Genomic DNA, 18,146 nt, shown 5'->3' with positions numbered 1-18,146 from the left:
CTATCAATTCGCCCAAAAAATCTGGATTGCCCAGATCGCATATGCAATAACAGCAATAATCACTGCTGAAGTTAACACGATGCGTAAACCTGAAGCTGAAGGACCCATCTGACGAGTAGTCACATAGTCAGTGAATACTTGCCACATACCAATCCAAGCATGCGCAACAAGAGATAAGACTGCCAATAAAGATAAAATCTTCATCGGAAGTGTCATCATAAAGCCAAACCATTGCTCATAGTTAAATCCGCCATTGCACAGAATCCAACCTAATACCACAACAGTATAAACAGCTAGAACTACAGCACTTACGCGTTGGATATACCAATCACGAGAACCTGAACCCGTTAAACCTGTAGCACTTTTCATTAGAGAACGATCCATACAAATGAAGCGATAACAGATATCGCAGCCAAGATTAATGCAATAGTTGCTGCTACGCGACCACTTTGCAACTCTTCAGCAAAGCCTAGGTCAGCAAGTAAGTGCTTAATACCCATAATGAAATGGAATAATAAACCAGCGACAAATACCCATACGATAAAACGTACAATGAAGCCACCAAAGATTGCTTGAACTTGAGCAAAGCCTTCAGGCGAAGACAAAGACTTGTCTAAAAGCCACAAAAGTACCGGTACGAGTAAAAATACGATGACACCTGATAGACGGTGTAGAATTGATGCAATAGCCACAGGGGATTTTAAGTTTACATCTAAAACTTGACCCATGGACAAATTGACAGGTCTGTTGCTTTTCACAGCGGGCATCCTGTAAGTAAAAACTCCATCCGGAGTTTGTTGGAATTAATTCGAAGGAAAGCTAGCATTGTCAGACAAATTTAATTGCCTGAACTTTAAACGACACTGAATTATAAAACGTGCACTGTCAAAATACAAACCATCGAAATTGGCTTTTTCTTTAAAAATCACTCAAATAAGAATCATTTACACCCATTTGAAAAATAAAGCAGATCACCCATCTCTGTTTTTCAAGGCTATCTCGTTATTTTTTATGACATTTAAACATATTACTTTTACACATAATTACGACTTATATTATTTTTATAAATTTAGACTAAAGCACAACATTACGGACAAAATCGTCCTGTGGTTAATTTCTCCCTGCTGTTTTATTTTTCATCAGCTGGTTAAGCTTTAGTAGATACCCAACATGTTATTTTAAAATAGTCCTCTATTCCTATTTTAAATGGGTGCCATTTAATTCAGTGATTTGACTGAAAGCTTTATAATAAGAAAGAAAGACTTAGTTTGTGAATAATTCATAATTTAGCTGCAAGATTTTATGGTATTTGATTATTCCTAAGGCAACTAAATGCCTATTTTTATACTGATTCGATTATTTTTTATCCTTTAAAAGCTTCAATAAAAACTATTTTTTAATCAATTAAGCATTAAAATGAAAATAAATATTTCATCAACTCATTTGGGTGTTTTTTACACAAAAATAATGGCAAAAGCTATGTAAGTCGTGAAATTCAGATGGTTTTAAAACAGCAACAATGCATTTCGCAACTTACAAAAGCCACAAAATATTGGTCAAAAATGCCATTTCCTGTCTAGCAATCACAATTATTTTTCTGCACCTTCTTTAGAATTTACCTTATTATACTGACCGACTCTGAAATTTAATGATCAATCTTACTGGTTAAAGTTAGACTAACTACTGATGAAAACATTGTTTTTTCATCCATAAGTATAATTGACAAAATTTCAGTACTCACTAAGCTAAATAGCAATTTTTGATCCGTCTGACTTGTACATTACAAGATGACTCAGCAAGTTAGATAAAATATCCACCAGGACAGGAGATCTATTGAATGTCTGCAGCAACTGGCAAGAAAGCCGTTCTAGAGCTTGATGGCAAAAAAATTGAATTACCAATTTACAGCGGCACATTGGGCCCAGATGTAATCGACGTTAAGGATGTGTTGGCTTCAGGTCACTTTACTTTTGATCCTGGTTTTATGGCGACAGCTTCTTGCGAGTCTAAAATCACTTTCATTGATGGTGATAAAGGCGTTCTTTTACACCGTGGTTATCCGATTGCTCAACTTGCAACTCAAGCTTCTTACTTAGAAACTTGCTATTTATTGTTAAGCGGTGAGCTTCCAACTGCTGAACAAAAAACAGACTTCGAAAACAAAGTCCGCAACCACACAATGGTTCACGATCAAGTTAGCCGTTTCTTCAATGGTTTCCGTCGTGATGCTCACCCTATGGCGGTTATGTGTGGTGTAGTGGGTGCGTTATCTGCGTTCTATCACAACGGTTTTGACGTTGAAAACGTAGACCACCGTGAAATCACTGCAGTTCGTTTAGTTGCTAAAATTCCTACTTTAGCTGCTTGGACTTACAAATATACAATCGGTCAACCGTTCGTATATCCACGTAACGATTTAAGCTATGCTGAAAACTTCTTGTACATGATGTTTGCTACTCCAGCAGATCGTGATTACAAAGTTAACCCTATTCTTGCTAAAGCAATGGATCGTATCTTTACGCTTCATGCTGACCATGAACAAAATGCATCAACGTCTACAGTACGTTTAGCCGGTTCTACAGGCGCTAACCCTTATGCATGTATCGCTGCGGGTATTGCTGCACTTTGGGGACCTGCGCATGGTGGTGCAAACGAAGCTGTTCTTAAGATGCTCGATGAAATCGGCTCTGTAGAAAATGTTGCACCGTTCATGGAAAAAGTAAAAACTAAAGAAGTTAAACTTATGGGCTTCGGTCACCGAGTTTATAAAAACTTCGATCCACGTGCAAAAGTAATGAAAGAGACTTGTGACGAAGTGTTAAGTGCACTTGGTATCAATGATCCACAACTTGCGCTTGCAATGGAACTTGAACGTATTGCATTAAGCGATCCGTACTTCATCGAACGTAAACTTTACCCGAACGTAGACTTCTATTCAGGTATCATCCTTAAAGCGATTGGTATCCCAACAGAAATGTTTACGGTAATCTTTGCGCTTGCACGTACAGTTGGTTGGATCAGCCACTGGTTAGAAATGCACAGCGGCCCATACAAAATCGGTCGTCCTCGTCAGCTTTATACTGGCGAAACTCAACGCGATATCAAACGTTAATTCGTTACGCGTTCAGATCGAACAAGAGACCACCCTTTGGGGTGGTTTTTTATTACATATTCATACCAATTTTCATACCAACTGGCATAATCTATTTATTTTAAAATTCATTTAAAATCAAAACATAACAATACCAATAATAAGCATAGAAAACTGAATTTTATATTTTTACTATAAAACTTACAAATCACTACTTTAAAAAACACCCAACAAATAACTTTATTTTATATATTGTTTAAAATTTTTTTATTAATACATTTTCAAAGGACTTGAAGATGCCTCAACATTTATCCAAACAAGTGCACGACCCAGATCAAGCTTTTTTTGGTCACCCTAAACCATTAAAAGGTTTATTTTTTACCGAGCTTTGGGAACGTTTTTCCTATTATGGTATTCGCCCTTTATTAATCCTCTATATGGCAGCTTTAGTTGCTGATGGCGGTCTCGGTTTAGATCGCCCAACAGCATCAGCAATTGTCGGCTTATTTGCAGGCAGTATGTATTTAATGACCGTATTGGGTGGATGGGTTGCTGACAATTATCTCGGTCAGGAGCGCGCTGTGTGGTACGGTTCACTGATCATCGCATTTGGACATCTATCCATTGCATTGGCAGCTTTATTTGGGCATTTCTTTTTTTATTTTGGTTTAGTTTTGATTGTGATCGGTTCTGGTTTATTTAAAACCTGTATTTCCGTCATTGTTGGCACTTTATATCAGGCTCAAGATTCACGGCGTGATGCAGGATTTTCCATTTTTTATATGGGAATTAATCTAGGTTCGTTGATTGCTCCACTATTGACTGGTTTATTGGTTAAAGAACATGGTTGGCACTGGGGATTCGGAATCGGTGGCGTTGGAATGTTAATCGCCTTACTGATTTTTAAGTTAATAACTGTGCCTCAATTAAAACAATTTAATCATGTGCAAGGCAATGAAAATAACTGGGCTCGTCCTGTACATTACAATCCTAAAGCCCCCCAAATGATCATAGGTTTTATTGCCATTGTTGGCCTGATTATCGGTCTAGTTTCTCTTGGCATAATTAACATCAATCCAATTCAGATCGCCACATATTTCACCATCACAATCTGTATTTGTATTGCCTTATATTTCAGCTATCTATTGCTCTTTGCTGGTTTGAATAATACTGAGAAAAAACAAATCATCATCTGTTTTATTTTACTCATCACCGCTGCACTTTTCTGGTCAGCATTTGAACAAAAACCAACATCTTTCAATCTTTTCGCCCAAGACTTTACAGATCGCCAATTCTTTGGCTTTGAAATACCCGCAGTTTGGTTTCAATCGATTAACCCGCTTTTCATTATTATTTTCGCACCGATCATCGCATGGCTTTGGGTTAAATTAGGCAAACAAAATCGTGACCCTAGCTATATCACCAAATTCATTATTGCTTTACTTCTCGCTGCGGGTGGTTTCCTCGTGATGAGCATTGCCAGTTACTTGATTACCCAAAATGGTGGAACTGTTTCTGCATTGTGGATCGCATCAAGCCTCCTGCTTTTAACACTAGGTGAATTATGCTTAAGCCCTGTTGGCCTTTCAACCATGACTAAACTTGCTCCGACCATCATTCGTGGACAAGTGATGGGGCTTTGGTTTACAGCATCTGCTTTAGGAAACTTGATGGCAGGTTTAATTGGTGGTCATGTTTCTATCCATGAAGTTGACCAATTACCCTTGCTATTTGTGCGATGTGTCATCGCTTTACTTCTTGGCGCACTCGTTCTATGGTTAATGAGAAAACCGATTCATAAATTACTCAATCAAACATCGACCCCCTCTCAAAAATCTCTTGATATGCAATTGGAAAAAGTATGAACGCTTTGTCACCTGTCAACAAATTAGAAAACCTTCGTACAATTATGAAGAAATATCAGCAGGATGCTTTTATCGCCATGAGTGCAGATCCACATATGTCAGAGTATCTACCTGATTATTGGAAAATACGTCAATGGCTAACAGGCTTTACAGGTTCAGTCGGCACAATTGTAGTTACTCAAAACTTCGCAGGTTTATGGGTAGATGGTCGATATTGGGTACAAGCTGAACAGCAACTGGAAAATACAGGTTACGTTTTACAAAAGCAGACACCTGATCCTGCTTCAACACATTTGGCTTGGCTTTCACAACATTTAGCCAAAGATGCAAAAATCTCTGTCAATGGAAATACCATTTCAACTCAACAATACAGCGCATTATCAGCGCTTGCGATAGAACACAATTTCGTCATTCAAACAGACTTAGATTTAATTGATCAAATTTGGACTGAACGGCCAGCACTGCCCCTACAACCCATTTGGCAAATGGCAGATGATTTAAATGCGCAAACACGCCTAGAAAAAATAACTGCGATCCGTCACAAACTTATTCAGAAAAAAGCAACGGGGCATTTTATTTCTGCACTCGATGATATTGCTTGGATTTTGAATTGTAGGGGGCGTGATGTTGAATATAACCCCGTGTTCTTAGCACACTTATATATTGACCATTCTCGAACTGTGCTTTTTATTGATGTTGCAAAACTTTCAACTGAAATGCAGCAAAGATTTGCTTTGGATAACATTGAAATCTTACCTTATAACGCAAGCATCGAGTTTTTGCTCGAACTTAAACAACAAAATATTTTAATTGATCCTGCTAAAGTCTCAATTTCATATTCACAGGCCATTGAGCAGCAAAGTCATTTAGTCCAAGACATTAATCCAAGCAGTTTATTTAAATCACGTAAACATCCTTCAGAAATTGCACATGTGCGCAGTGCAATGACCAAAGATGGTGTTGCCCTATGTCATTTCTTTCATTGGCTAGATAACGCATTGGCTGATAAAGAATCGATCAATGAACTCACCATCGACGAAAAAATTTCAGGCTTTCGCGCACAACAAGCAGGTTTTATTGGATTAAGCTTCTCGACAATTGCAGGCTTTAATGCCAACGGCGCATTACCCCACTATCGTGCCACCGAAGAAAGCTTTAGCGAGATTAGTGGTGATGGTTTGCTTCTGATTGATTCAGGCGCACAATATGATGAAGGAACCACAGACATTACCCGTGTTGTTCCCATAGGCACCGCAAGCGTTGAACAAAAGCGCGATTACACACTTGTATTAAAATGTCATATTGCGCTTGCTCAAACTGTTTTCCCAGAAGGCATTGCATCACCTCTTTTAGATTCGATCACACGTCAAACCCTGTGGAAATACGGATTAGATTATCGTCATGGTACAGGTCACGGTGTAGGCTATGCATTGAATGTTCATGAAGGCCCACAAGTGATTTCATATTATGCCCCAGTCACACCATCCACCAAGATGCGCGAAGGGATGATTACTTCCAATGAACCTGGTTTATATCATCAAGGCAAGTACGGCATTCGGATTGAGAATCTTGTCGTCAACAAAATTAAGCATTTTGAAGATACGACCTATGGTCATTTTTTGGAATTCGAAACACTAACATTGTGTCCGATTAACCTGATGTGTATCGTTTTAGACCTACTCAGTCATGATGAAAAAGCATGGTTGAATCAGTACCATCAAACAGTCAGAGAGCGATTAGCACCTCACTTAGAAGGTGATGTTTTAAACTGGCTAAATGAAAACACCCAAGCTATTTAACATTTTCCGTAAAATTTAAAAAGCTCAAAGTACCTGACTTTGAGCTTTTTAAAGCAAAAATAATGATATAAATCAGATTCACATCAAATTAAAATGCTTTTGCTTTAGCTATCATTTAAACCAGATATGATCAAAATATTGATCAACGACCCCATTCCATTTTCGCCATATACGGGCGAATTTTTTTAATACGTTGGATATTGGTCTTTTCAATCTGAGTTAATTGATTTTCAACATTGGTACTGCATGGCATATACCAATTATCGTTAGCAAATTGAGAGGTAATCTCTTTATTGGCAAATGAATAACCATGACGCGCATAAATTTCATTACGCATCCAGTCCAGTTCTTCAGGAGGAATTTGTAGATCCTCATCTTTTAATAAACGTTGTGATGCGACTGGATAATCACCGACATCTTTTTGATAGCGACACTGTTGTGGCTTTAAATCAAAATATTTTGGTTTAACCTTAGCCGTTGTAGATTCCCAACTAGATTCCAACACATTCGGCTGATTCTGTTTTACAGTAAACGTAAACACACCACTACTTGCTTTAGCACCGCTTTCTGTTGCGGTAATTTTATAGCCTTGTGAAGTTGTCTGTACTTTTCCTGAGAAATTTTGTTTATTTTTACCAAGAACACTATAGCCTTTGATCTGATTACGATCGATAGATTGGATGAAAACAGCAATTTTCTGCTCATCATATTTTCCAGACCAAGATTTTTGCAACTGTTGAATATCCAGTGCATAACTATTCTGGAAACCAATCATTCCTAATCCGACGAGTGCGATTAAACTTTTATTCATTGTTATACCTATTTGTTATGAAGATATTGGATGCATTTTCACATTGATTTTAGATTAAATTGTTTACTTTGTGATCTACTTTAAGATAAATAAATCAGGATTCTCTGTGGTTTATTTTAAAATCTATGCCATACCCAAACATAAATATGCTGTTTCAACCTATCTTCCACTATAATTTCTCAATCACCATTCCATTATAAGCAGTGATGAACAAAACAAAAACTAACTTGGCATATTCAAGCTTGAGTCTAATTTCACTCGTGATCTATGCTTATTTATGCTATCTCATGGTCGCAATATGTTTGCAATATTTCCCATGGCAAACTGATCAGCATTTTCTTTTGTTAAAGCAAGATGTAGTCAATACTCAACCTTGGCAGGCGGCTTTTAAAATCCATGTGATCAGCAGTAGTTTTGTACTCATCGCTGGATTTACACAGTTTTTCCGTGTCTTTCGCACGCGTTATCCCCGAATTCATCGCTGGAGTGGTTGGCTGTATCTGATCACCATTTTGGGGCTGTCTTTACCCAGTGGCTTAATTTTAGCTTTTTCAGCGGCTGGAGGGTTATCCACTCAAATCAGCTTTGTCTTATTAAGTTCACTCTGGGCGATCACCACCCTATCCGCTTTGTACTTTTTATTGAAAAAGCGCTGGATTTTACATCGTGACTGGATGATCCGTAGTTTTGCACTGAGCCTTTCAGCGCTGAGCTTAAGGACATGGAAAATCGTGCTTTATCAGTTACAACCATATTTTGATTGGTTAACCCCAATTCACATCTATCAGTTAGAATCTTGGTTAGGTTGGGTGGTCAATTTAATCCTAGCTGAAATCATTATTTTTGGATTACATCGTCGCACAAGACAAAAAAATAAAAGCCCTAAATCAATTTAGGGCTCTCATAAAAAGTGTTCAGCAATTGAATACTAAGCTTATTTTTTACTCACACTATAATGGTTTAAATCTAGTTGTTTTAATTGGTTACGTAATTGTTGCAATGACCATGGCCATGCTGCAAAGTTACGACCATTTTCATCCAGATAATAAGACTTACACCCACCCGCATTAAATACAGTGGTTTTTAAATGTTTCTGCAGACGTTTGTTATGCTGAGCAAGCACATCCGCTTTGATTTCAAAGCGAGTGAATTTTTGCTCACGCATTTTTAGCAAGCCATCAACAATATAGCCGACTTGTGCTTCCGCGATACCAATAAATGAATCATATACCAGAATGTTTGGACCGAGGACCAAGAACGCATTCGGTACATGTTCAATACTGGCACCCAAATATGCTTCAGGTGAACTATTTTTCCAACGCTCAGCAAGGACTTGACCATTGCTGTCATAAACTCGTTTACCAATTGGAGGATGTGAAACTTCAAAGCCTGTTCCCCAAATAATCACATCCACTTCATGACGTTCACCATTTGCTGCAACCACTGTATTTCCATCAATTTCAACCAAACCATGTGCAATCAGACTCACATTATCTTGTTGTAGAGCTGGATAATAATTGTTTGCAAACAATAAGCGCTTACATCCAATAGTAAAGTTCGGTGTCACTGCTTTACGCAAAGTTTCATCTTTAATTTGTAGTTTGAGTAATTGCTTACTTAGGAAATTAACAGGTTCCAATACTTTAGGATTACGCAATCCAAAGTTAATCCCATTTAAAATCTGTGCAATGCTATTACGCCAAGTTTGTTGAATGATTGGGAATCGAGAAATGATCCCTTTAGCCGTTTCGTTTAACTCCATATCCGCCTTGGGTAGTACCCACGGTGCTGTACGCTGGAATACGATCAGCTGTTTCGCTAAAGGTTGTACTTGTGGGATAAACTGAATTGCAGACGCCCCTGTACCAATCACTGCAACACGCTTACCGGTTAAATCATAATCATGATTCCAACGTGCTGAATGGAACATTTCACCTTTAAAACTTTCAATTCCTTTTAATTTCGGCAAAGCAGGTTCAGTAATCGGTCCTGTCGTAAAGATCACCGTCTTGGCTTGATATTGACCTTTTGATGTTTCTAAGTGCCAAATATGTTGTCCTTCATCCCATTTGGCACTGATTAATTCATTATTAAATTCAATTTTCTCACCAAGGTCATATTTTTCTACCACCTCTTCTAAATAGCTTAGAATTTCTGGTTGCTTGGCAAATAAATGACTCCATTTATGGCTTGGTGAGAAAGAAAATGAATAAAGTGCTGAGGGTACATCACAACCGCAGCCCGGATAATTATTGTCGCGCCATGTTCCCCCCACACGACTGGCTTTTTCAAGGACCACATAATCGTTATAGCCTGCTTGATTCATTTTATAAGCAGCAGCAATCCCTGAAATACCCGCACCAACCACGATGGTGTCATAGATGTGCACAGCTTCTTTGTGTTGAGTCTTTGGCGCTTTTTCTTCAGCCGATTGTTCAAGCTTTTTAGATTGAGCGCTTATTTGTGTTTCAACTTTTACCTCAGGCTTATTTTTAGCTTTAGCTGGAGTTTGGACTTCAGCTTTAGGGTGATTTGCTTTCGCTGGCTTTGTAACAGTCTTTGCCTCAACTTGCTTCTCTACAGGCACTTTTTCTTTAAGCTGTTTTGCTTCAAGCGATTTGTCTTGTGCTGTATTCGATTGAGTCACCTGTTTAATGTCTTCAACTGTAGTTTGGGTTGAGTTTTGCTCTACGCTTTTCTCTTTAGGCAGCGTAGCTAAAGTTGTTTCTGTTGTCATCTTGATTTACTCGCAGCTTATTTGATGTATTTATTAAATAATGGATATCCGATACCCAGCGCTTTGGCATATAAGGTGGGTGATGCACGTTTTAATATCCAAAACAGTTTTGCATCTGGCTGAGGAATGGTGTACAGCTTGCCTGCATCCAAGTTATTTAAGGTTTTAATCACCACCTGATCACTAGTGGTAAATGCATGATTCATCAGTAAATCATCTGCTAAACCCGCATAATGACCAGGTAAACGACCATTTTTCATAATATTTGTAGGCACTAATGTTGGACACAGCACATTCACTCGAATGTTGTCACCGCGAAGCTCTGCTGAAAGGGTTTCTGACAATGCCAGCACACTAGATTTTGTTACGTTATAAGCAGTCATTTCGGGAGCTGCTGTATACCCCGCAGCTGAAGCAACATTGATAATTGCCCCATAACCTTGTTGCTTAAACTGAGGAACAAAATAATGACAACCATGAATAACCCCCCAAAGGTTGACATGCATACACCATTGCCAATCGTCCAGTGAAACTTCATCAAACTTACCACCCAGCCCCACACCCGCATTATTAATGATCAGGCTTACAGGATGATTCATTAATTTTTCGGCTTGTTCTGAAAGTGCTTTTACTTGCTCTTTCACCCCCACATCACATTGCACAGCAAATGCTTTAGCTGAAGTTTGTGATTCAATCAAACTGACTGTTTCTTTGGCTGCATCCAGATTTATGTCAGCACAAACAATTGTTCCTCCGCGTTTTGCAAGTTCCATTGCAAAACTACGTCCAATGCCACTGCCTGCGCCAGTCACGACCGCATAAGCATTTTGGCTCGGCTTAACTTTTTTAGAAAAAATACCCATAAACTTTAAATCCATCTCTTTTAGGTTTTTATGAACGCAATGCAGGATAAAATTCTTTCGTCAAATATGGCGTAAGAAGACCTGTCTTTGGATTCAGCAGTTTCTCTTTGTAATAGTCCAAAAATTCAGATGTATCATGATCATTTGGATGAAAATCGGGACGAAGATAATCAAAAATATGTTTAAAGCTACTGCCGTAAACACCATCTTTTAAGCCAAAGATCAGGCGAAAATTATATGGAATCTCTTTCCAATAACGTAAGCTAATCAGGTTCTTAGGATTGCGATAAAAAGGAACTAAAAATGATGCAGCTGAAATCAGCACCAAAATCGTGATCAATGCGGGAAAGAATCCAGCAATACGTAATAAATAGTTATTGGATAATTCTTGAAACACATCGAAAGCAATATCCTTATGCTCTGATTCTTCAAGCATATGCCACATCCAGATTGCCCGTTGTTTTTCATCTTGCGAACGGAAGAACACTTCTTCATGATTCATCATGTATTCTGCAAGTACCGCAGTAAAATGTTCGATACCAGCCATCAACGACAATTTCATCGGTTGTGGAAGACGCTCAAACCCATATTCAAACGCCCAGCCAGCCCAAGTACGAAACAGCTTTACTGGCAAATCACGAATTAAATAAGCGTCATTTAACTCTTCATGCATTTTTGAATGAATCGCCTCTTGACCAATCAATGAAGTAACACGTTGCTTCAATAATGGATCAGTAATGAAATCACGATGATAACGAGCAGTATCAATCACAAGATCTTCACCACGAGTTAAGAAAATCGACAATGACGCAAAATATGCACTTGCCAATTCTGCATCCATATAAAATCGGTGATCTACTTGCGCTGGATCAAAATCAAACTTCATATGACGAATTGGAATAATCGGCGTTTGATTTTCCAGACTGAATGGTGCCGCAGCAAAAACTTTAGCAACGGCTTTCTTAATTGGCTTAGCGAACATAGCTGGTACTCTTTATTCATTTAATATGGCAATCCATTTCATCGTCTTTACGCTGATGAGCTACAGATCGCCTTTTGAGTAAAAACTCTACTTTGATGGCTAAAAATTACGACATGCTTTGTCAATTACCATTGGCACATGCATTCATTCGGTTTGCAAATTATGACAACCTTAGATAATTGTCAGACAATCACTTTTAAGAGTTGCCTCCACTGATAAAGAATGTCCCTTAAAAACAATTTTTATAAAGTGCTTGGTTAAAATCACAGCTTTTAAAAAAAAGCTTTTCCTTCAAAAATTGATGGAAAAGCTCAGTATCGATCTACAACATCGTTTTTATATTGAATAGAAAATTTGAATGCTAAGATTGAATAAAATTACATCCGTAAAGCAGGGGTAAACGCTTTAACAAAATAAGGGGTGAGTGTGCCTGTTTCAGGATCAAGTAATTCTTTTTTGAAATATTCTAAAAGCTCAGTTGTATCATGATCATTAGGATGAAAGTCTGGACGCAAATAATCAAAAATATGGCCTAAACTGCTACCAAAAACACCATTGTCTCGACTAAATAATAAATCCCAACTGCCCTTTGCCTCTTTCCAAAAACTTAGACTAAAGCTATTCATTGGACGTCGTAAAAATGGCAACATCAATGCGCCAGCACCTACGCCTAGACCCAAAGTAATCAACGCAATAAAGAATCCTGAAATTCGTAATGGATAATTTGCAGAAAGCACTTGATAAGTATCATAAGCAATATCTTTATGCTCAGACTCTTCCAGCATATGCCATAACCATAAAGCACGTGTTTTTTCATCAAGAGAATGATTAAAGATGTCTTGATGCGTCATGGCATATTGAGCAAAGACAGCTGTGAAATGCTCAATCCCAGCCATCATTGAAAGCTTTAAAGGTTGTGGGAATTTTAAAAAAGTATGATTAAAAACCTGTTCTGCTAAAAACCGATATAACTGCACAGGCAAATTATTTGGAATCATGGTTTCATTGTATTCTTCATGGACTTTGGAGTGAATTGCCTCTTGTCCAATCAAACTGGTTAGACGCTGTTTTAAAACTGGGTCTTGTATTTGATCACGATGATGTCGTGCGGTTTCGATCACCAACTCTTCACCATAGGTTAAAAAAATTGACAGTGCGGCAAAATAAGCAGTCGCCCACTCTTTTTGCATAAAAAATTTAACATCCAACTCATCTGGACTAAATTTAAAATTGAAGTGACGAATCGGGATATTCGCAATCTGATCTTTTAAATTAGGCAATCGACTTGGAAAAGCTTTTGCAAACACTTTTTTGACAGGCTTAGCAAGTAACATATGAAGCACCTATTGTTTATTTAGGGATCAAGGATTTGACTGAAAACCAGTTCAAATTCACATTTCAAGTAAAAAATCCTATTTATGTTGGAAAAGTAAGTCATCTAGATTCAAATACCACTGACATTTCAGGTCAATCCATTGGCAATTTATGACTATTCAATAAAGTGTCTGACAAATAAGTGCGGAGCTTGCCTCTACTGATAAATAATGACCTTTGCAGACAAGTCATTAGCTTTGGCTTACTTAAATCATGATTTAATTTTTGGGTGTAGAGAACCCTAACTACGGATACGCTACATAACTGAAATCAGGCAACAAGAAAAGTTTCATGTCAGCATATATACAATAGATAGTTTTTTATCGTGGTGTATCTGGGTCACAGTTAATCTTTGGGTCAAACTGAATCAGTGCTAAACTTATGGATGTACTTTTTACACAGCACAAAATAAAACAATGTTCAATTTCATTTGGCGCTTTGTACAGCTTCTTCAATTGGATCAATTCAAATATCGTAAATTGACAGATGGCGAAATTCGTATTAGCCAAAGTGTATTTGGAGATTTAATTGACTACAGCCAAGTCAAGGTGATGAATCATCCTTATTTACCATGGCAGCCTGTTGGGATTTTGATGGCGCCCAATGGTTATATTCACTTAAAAGATGCAGACTATTGTGAAGACTTTTCCTGTATGAGCTTGGGTTATCAAGCTGTTTTTATTCATGAAATGGCCCATGTTTATCAATATCAGCGTCATGAGAATGTATTACTTAAGGGGGCGATTTTACAGTCCGCACTTTACCTGAGTTTGGGTAAATATAACCCTTATCGCTACACCCTCATTCAAGGAAAAGCTTATTTCGATTACAATATTGAGCAACAAGGCGATATTGCCAAAGATATTTATTTAAATCGAATTGAAAATATTATTCTGGATAAAAATGCAGTCAATCATTCTATTTAAGTCCCTTGTTTTGATGCTAATTTAAATAATTTAAGTGATGTATTTCACAAAAATAAATTAAAGCTAATCCTTTCCAATATAAAATTCAAAAAATAATGAAAAATCACTAGTTTCTATAAAAAAAATACACTAAATTCATGAGGTCATTGATGGTGTATTGAATAAACTTGATGAATTACTAGCTTCTGACGTTTTTTTAGTTAAAATACTCAATGTCTGAAATTTTTGCCTTGCAAGAAAATAAAGATTTTGATGATTTTTTAATGATTTTATAGTTTCGCCCTTTGGCAATTTCTGTGATATCTATACACATATGTTGAATAACTACATTTTAAAAATCAACAACTTGTGTATAAATTACCCTATTGGAATAGGATTTGGTTTAAATGAAAAGTTTTAAAATTGCTCTCGCGCAATTCTCTCCATTCATTGGTGATATTGAGTCGAACGTTCAAAAAATGATTGAACAAGCCAATGATGCAAAAAAACAGAATGCTGAAATTGTTGTTTTCCCTGAACTTTCTATAATCGGTTACCCTGCCGAAGATTTGCTTTTACGCCCAAGCCTAGCAAAGCGTACTGCACAAGCTTTCGAGAAACTGTCTACTGTTAAAGACATCGTGATGGTATTTGGTTTTGCCAATCTTACAGACGATGGTCAACGCTACAATGCTGCTGCAGTGATGAAAGATGGACAAGTTTTAGGGGTCTACAACAAACAAAATCTTCCTAATTACAGCGTTTTTGATGAAAAGCGTTATTTTAATGAAGGACATCAACATCTTGTATTTGAGTACTTAGGTCATAAGTTCGGGGTCCTGATTTGCGAAGATGTATGGTCTTTAAATACAGTTCAACAGCTTGCTCAACTCAATGTGGAAAGTGTTTTGGTCTTGAATGCTTCACCTTATGAAGTCGGCAAACCGCAACATCGTATCGAAACATTAAAAGAGTTGGCAAAACAGCTCCATCTCAATGTGGTTTATATCAACCAAGTGGGTGGTCAAGATGATCTCATTTTTGATGGGACCAGTTTTGTTATTAACCATTCAGGTGAAGTTGCACTACAAGCACCAAGCTTTAAAGAAGATCTCTACTTTGCTGACTATCAAATAGAAAATAAAGCCTATCAAGTGGTTGAAGCTGCGCCAGCATTAAACACTATGGCTGAGATCTATCAAGCTTTGGTTTTAGCAACACGCGACTATGTACAACGCTCTGGTTTCCCTGGTGTGATTTTAGGACTATCGGGCGGTATCGACTCAGCTTTAACCTTGGCAATTGCAGTTGATGCGATTGGTGCAGATAAAGTTCAAGCCGTGATGATGCCTTATACCTACACATCACAAATTAGTGTGGAAGATGCAACTGAACAAGCAAAACGCATGGGCGTTACTTTTGGTATTGCCGAAATTCATCCTATCGTAAATAGCTTTATGCAGACCTTATTCCCATTCTTTGGTAACTCACCTGCGGATACAACTGAAGAAAACCTTCAAGCGCGTGCACGTGGTACATTGCTTATGGGCTTATCTAATAAGTTTGGTAACCTTGTGCTTGCAACAGGCAATAAGTCTGAGCTTTCTGTAGGTTACTGCACACTGTATGGCGATATGGTAGGTGGTTTTGCTGTACTCAAAGATGTTTATAAAACTATTGTTTTTGAATTGGCTAAGTACCGTAACAGTATTTCTGAAACGCCTGTGATTCCTGAACGGGTTATTTCTCGTCCACCATCAGCAGAACTTCGTCCTGATCAAAAAGACCAAGACTCTTTACCTGCTTATGATGTACTTGATGCCATTCTATATGCATATATTGAGGAAGAACAAAGCCAAGAAGACATCATTGCCAAAGGTTTTGAACGTGCAATCGTGGAAAAAGTCATTCAGCTTGTCGACCGCAATGAATACAAACGTCGTCAAGGTTCAATTGGACCACGTATTAGCTCACGCGCATTTAGCCGTGAACGCCGTTATCCGATTGTAAATGGCTGGAAAGCAGGTGTATAAGCCTCGTGAATGTGAATAATTCACCTCCACCTTCGAGCTTTGCTCAGGAACTTGCTCAAGCATTATTGCTTGAGCAAGTTCGCTTTATTAAAAAACAACTCTTAGATCAAAAAAATCCGCAATTTATTCAAAATTTTATTTCCCAAACCTATCAAAATGCAGACAAAATCCTTTTAAAAAATGTGATTCAACTTGAGCAACTCCAGTCTGTAGTGCAAAAATATGCTTTTGAATTGAATTTAGGCGCAGATATTCTTGAATTTATCGGTGTCGTCGCTCAAAAAATTCATCAATATGCCATTCATAGTCAAACCATTTTCAATGATCTACTCTCAGATGAATCTTTTGAACTGTGGATGTTTAAAATCTTAGAATTAGAACAATTAAGAGACTATATTCAAGAAAACTTACAGCACAACCCGCAGATTCAACAGGTTAGCCTACAGCTTGCCAATCAGATTTTAGAAAGCAACACCCCTTGGCTCAACCAGCTACGTCAATACACAGTGAAACATAACCGTATTGGCGCTAAAGTCATCAGCTTTATTCAAGATCAACAACACAATATTGAGCTTAAATTAGAACAACAACTCGCAACTGCTATCCGTAGCCAACTCAGCAATATCATTCTACTGCCTAATGAAGACCTGGCAGATATCGCTACACATGTTTGGAATGAAGTTAAGCAACGCTCATTAAAAGAGGCTTTCTCTCAAGTTCAACCCATTGATTTTGAGGAATTCTTTATTCTTGTTTATGAAACCTGGAAAGAATTACGTCAAACAGAATATATGCAACAGGTCATTTTAAATGTTGTCGAAGCATTTTATGAATACTTTGGCGAATATAGCTTACAAGAATTACTACACTCTGTTGGCTTAGATCAAAACGATTTATTTATCGAAGCAGATCGCTTTATTCCACATACACTAGATGCTTTGGATCAACATGGCTTATTGGATGAGATCATTCAATCCTTGATTGCGCCATTCTACCTTGACACGCAAACACAAAGATTTATAGAAAATTATTTAGCAGAAAAAGCTTAGGGTCTGTTGACATTTCATAAATGGCTTGCGTTGTAGGTTAAAATTGAGCAGGCAAGACATGAAACGAAGAGAATAGCGAGACTATTTTCGAGTTTCATAACGAAGGCTGAGATAATTTTAACCACAACCCTGAGCAAGAACAAAGCACTGCTTTGTTTGCAGCGCAAGGCGCAGCGGAGGACTAGCGTGTTTTTTGCCGCTACGTGTTACCTTGCGAAACGATGTTTCTCATCATTTAGAATGACTAAATTTCGTATTTCGTGCCTAGTATCGCCTAAAAAACACACGTAGTCGCAAACGTAGACGAATTGTCAACAGACCCAAATAAACATTCAACTGGATTTTTTCAGTGTTCTAAATATTCATACATGATGATAATTTTTATCTGTATCTACTGATCTTTTGATGATGCACAAAAAAAGAGACCATGCAGTGAGCATGGTCTATAAAAATGGTGGCTATGACGGGACTTGAACCTGTGACCCCCGCATTATGAGTGCGGTGCTCTAACCAACTGAGCTACATAGCCATAAACTGTGTGCGCATTATCTAAAGTTATCTACCCTACGTCAAGCATTGAAACACACCAATGATCATACTTTAAGCAATTGATATTTAAATGTTTAAAATTAATACA

Annotated in this window: 14 protein-coding genes and 1 tRNA gene; 7 read left to right on the top strand and 8 right to left on the bottom strand. The window is 37.7% G+C overall.

The window, feature by feature from the left end; genetic code table 11:
- Positions 1-3: 3 nt before the first annotated feature.
- Both sdhD and sdhC read right to left on the bottom strand, forming a co-directional pair.
- Positions 4-369 carry a succinate dehydrogenase, hydrophobic membrane anchor protein gene (gene sdhD, locus CQZ96_RS19610; protein ID WP_004717289.1) on the bottom strand — a complete coding sequence of 122 codons (366 nt, stop codon included), beginning with the start codon at positions 367-369 and terminating at the stop codon, positions 4-6.
- A complete protein-coding gene (gene sdhC / locus CQZ96_RS19605) occupies positions 369-767 on the bottom strand; it encodes a succinate dehydrogenase, cytochrome b556 subunit (RefSeq protein WP_126606943.1) in 399 nt (132 codons plus the stop codon). Before sdhC ends, sdhD begins: the two co-directional genes overlap by 1 nt.
- Before the next feature lie 1,070 nt (positions 768-1,837).
- Here sdhC and gltA point away from each other — a divergent pair.
- The 3 genes from gltA to CQZ96_RS19590 all read left to right on the top strand — a co-directional run bounded on the left by gltA (position 1,838) and on the right by CQZ96_RS19590 (position 6,755).
- On the top strand, positions 1,838-3,112 hold the full coding sequence (gene gltA / locus CQZ96_RS19600) for a citrate synthase (protein WP_004717293.1): 1,275 nt from the start codon (positions 1,838-1,840) through the stop codon (positions 3,110-3,112).
- A 275-nt stretch (positions 3,113-3,387) separates the two neighbouring features.
- Entirely contained in the window at positions 3,388-4,956 is a 1,569-nt protein-coding gene (locus CQZ96_RS19595; protein ID WP_105713589.1) for a peptide MFS transporter, read from the top strand.
- Positions 4,953-6,755: an aminopeptidase P family protein gene (locus CQZ96_RS19590; protein WP_105713588.1), complete on the top strand. Its 1,803-nt coding sequence runs from the start codon at positions 4,953-4,955 to the stop codon at positions 6,753-6,755. The genes CQZ96_RS19595 and CQZ96_RS19590 overlap by 4 nt, the downstream gene beginning before the upstream one ends.
- 142 nt (positions 6,756-6,897) lie before the next feature.
- Here the strand turns inward: CQZ96_RS19590 and CQZ96_RS19585 are convergent, their stop codons facing one another.
- On the bottom strand, positions 6,898-7,566 hold the full coding sequence (locus tag CQZ96_RS19585; RefSeq protein WP_105713587.1) for a YARHG domain-containing protein: 669 nt from the start codon (positions 7,564-7,566) through the stop codon (positions 6,898-6,900).
- Between the two features lie 206 nt (positions 7,567-7,772).
- Here CQZ96_RS19585 and CQZ96_RS19580 point away from each other — a divergent pair, with 206 nt between their 5' ends.
- Positions 7,773-8,462, top strand: coding sequence for a DUF2306 domain-containing protein (locus CQZ96_RS19580; RefSeq protein ID WP_105713586.1), 690 nt, complete (start codon positions 7,773-7,775; stop codon positions 8,460-8,462).
- Positions 8,463-8,500: 38 nt separating this feature from the next.
- On the opposite strand, the gene CQZ96_RS19575 is transcribed toward CQZ96_RS19580, so the two are convergent.
- The 4 genes from CQZ96_RS19575 to CQZ96_RS19560 all read right to left on the bottom strand — a co-directional run bounded on the left by CQZ96_RS19575 (position 8,501) and on the right by CQZ96_RS19560 (position 13,482).
- Positions 8,501-10,027: a flavin-containing monooxygenase gene (locus tag CQZ96_RS19575; RefSeq protein ID WP_171287917.1), complete on the bottom strand. Its 1,527-nt coding sequence runs from the start codon at positions 10,025-10,027 to the stop codon at positions 8,501-8,503.
- Positions 10,028-10,320: 293 nt separating this feature from the next.
- Positions 10,321-11,166, bottom strand: a complete 846-nt coding sequence (locus tag CQZ96_RS19570; protein WP_034612488.1) for an SDR family NAD(P)-dependent oxidoreductase — start codon at positions 11,164-11,166, stop codon at positions 10,321-10,323.
- 28 nt (positions 11,167-11,194) lie between these two features.
- On the bottom strand, positions 11,195-12,148 hold the full coding sequence (locus tag CQZ96_RS19565) for a metal-dependent hydrolase (RefSeq protein ID WP_004717305.1): 954 nt from the start codon (positions 12,146-12,148) through the stop codon (positions 11,195-11,197).
- Between the two features lie 377 nt (positions 12,149-12,525).
- Positions 12,526-13,482, bottom strand: a complete 957-nt coding sequence (locus CQZ96_RS19560; protein ID WP_034612484.1) for a metal-dependent hydrolase — start codon at positions 13,480-13,482, stop codon at positions 12,526-12,528.
- Between the two features lie 456 nt (positions 13,483-13,938).
- Between CQZ96_RS19560 and CQZ96_RS19555 the strand changes: the two genes are divergently transcribed.
- From CQZ96_RS19555 to CQZ96_RS19545, 3 genes are all read left to right on the top strand, one after another.
- On the top strand, positions 13,939-14,448 hold the full coding sequence (locus CQZ96_RS19555) for a hypothetical protein (protein ID WP_105713584.1): 510 nt from the start codon (positions 13,939-13,941) through the stop codon (positions 14,446-14,448).
- 386 nt (positions 14,449-14,834) lie between these two features.
- A complete protein-coding gene (locus tag CQZ96_RS19550; protein WP_004717311.1) occupies positions 14,835-16,460 on the top strand; it encodes an NAD+ synthase in 1,626 nt (541 codons plus the stop codon).
- A 5-nt stretch (positions 16,461-16,465) separates the two neighbouring features.
- A complete protein-coding gene (locus CQZ96_RS19545; RefSeq protein WP_105713583.1) occupies positions 16,466-17,509 on the top strand; it encodes a hypothetical protein in 1,044 nt (347 codons plus the stop codon).
- A 452-nt stretch (positions 17,510-17,961) separates the two neighbouring features.
- Here the strand turns inward: CQZ96_RS19545 and CQZ96_RS19540 are convergent.
- Positions 17,962-18,038, bottom strand: a tRNA-Met gene (locus CQZ96_RS19540).
- Between the last annotated feature and the right edge of the window lie 108 nt (positions 18,039-18,146).

Origin of the sequence: Acinetobacter sp. MYb10, from assembly GCF_002980175.2 — a bacterium.
Classification (GTDB): Bacteria; Pseudomonadota; Gammaproteobacteria; order Pseudomonadales; family Moraxellaceae; genus Acinetobacter; species Acinetobacter guillouiae.
This window is presented reverse-complemented; position numbering and strand designations above follow the sequence as displayed.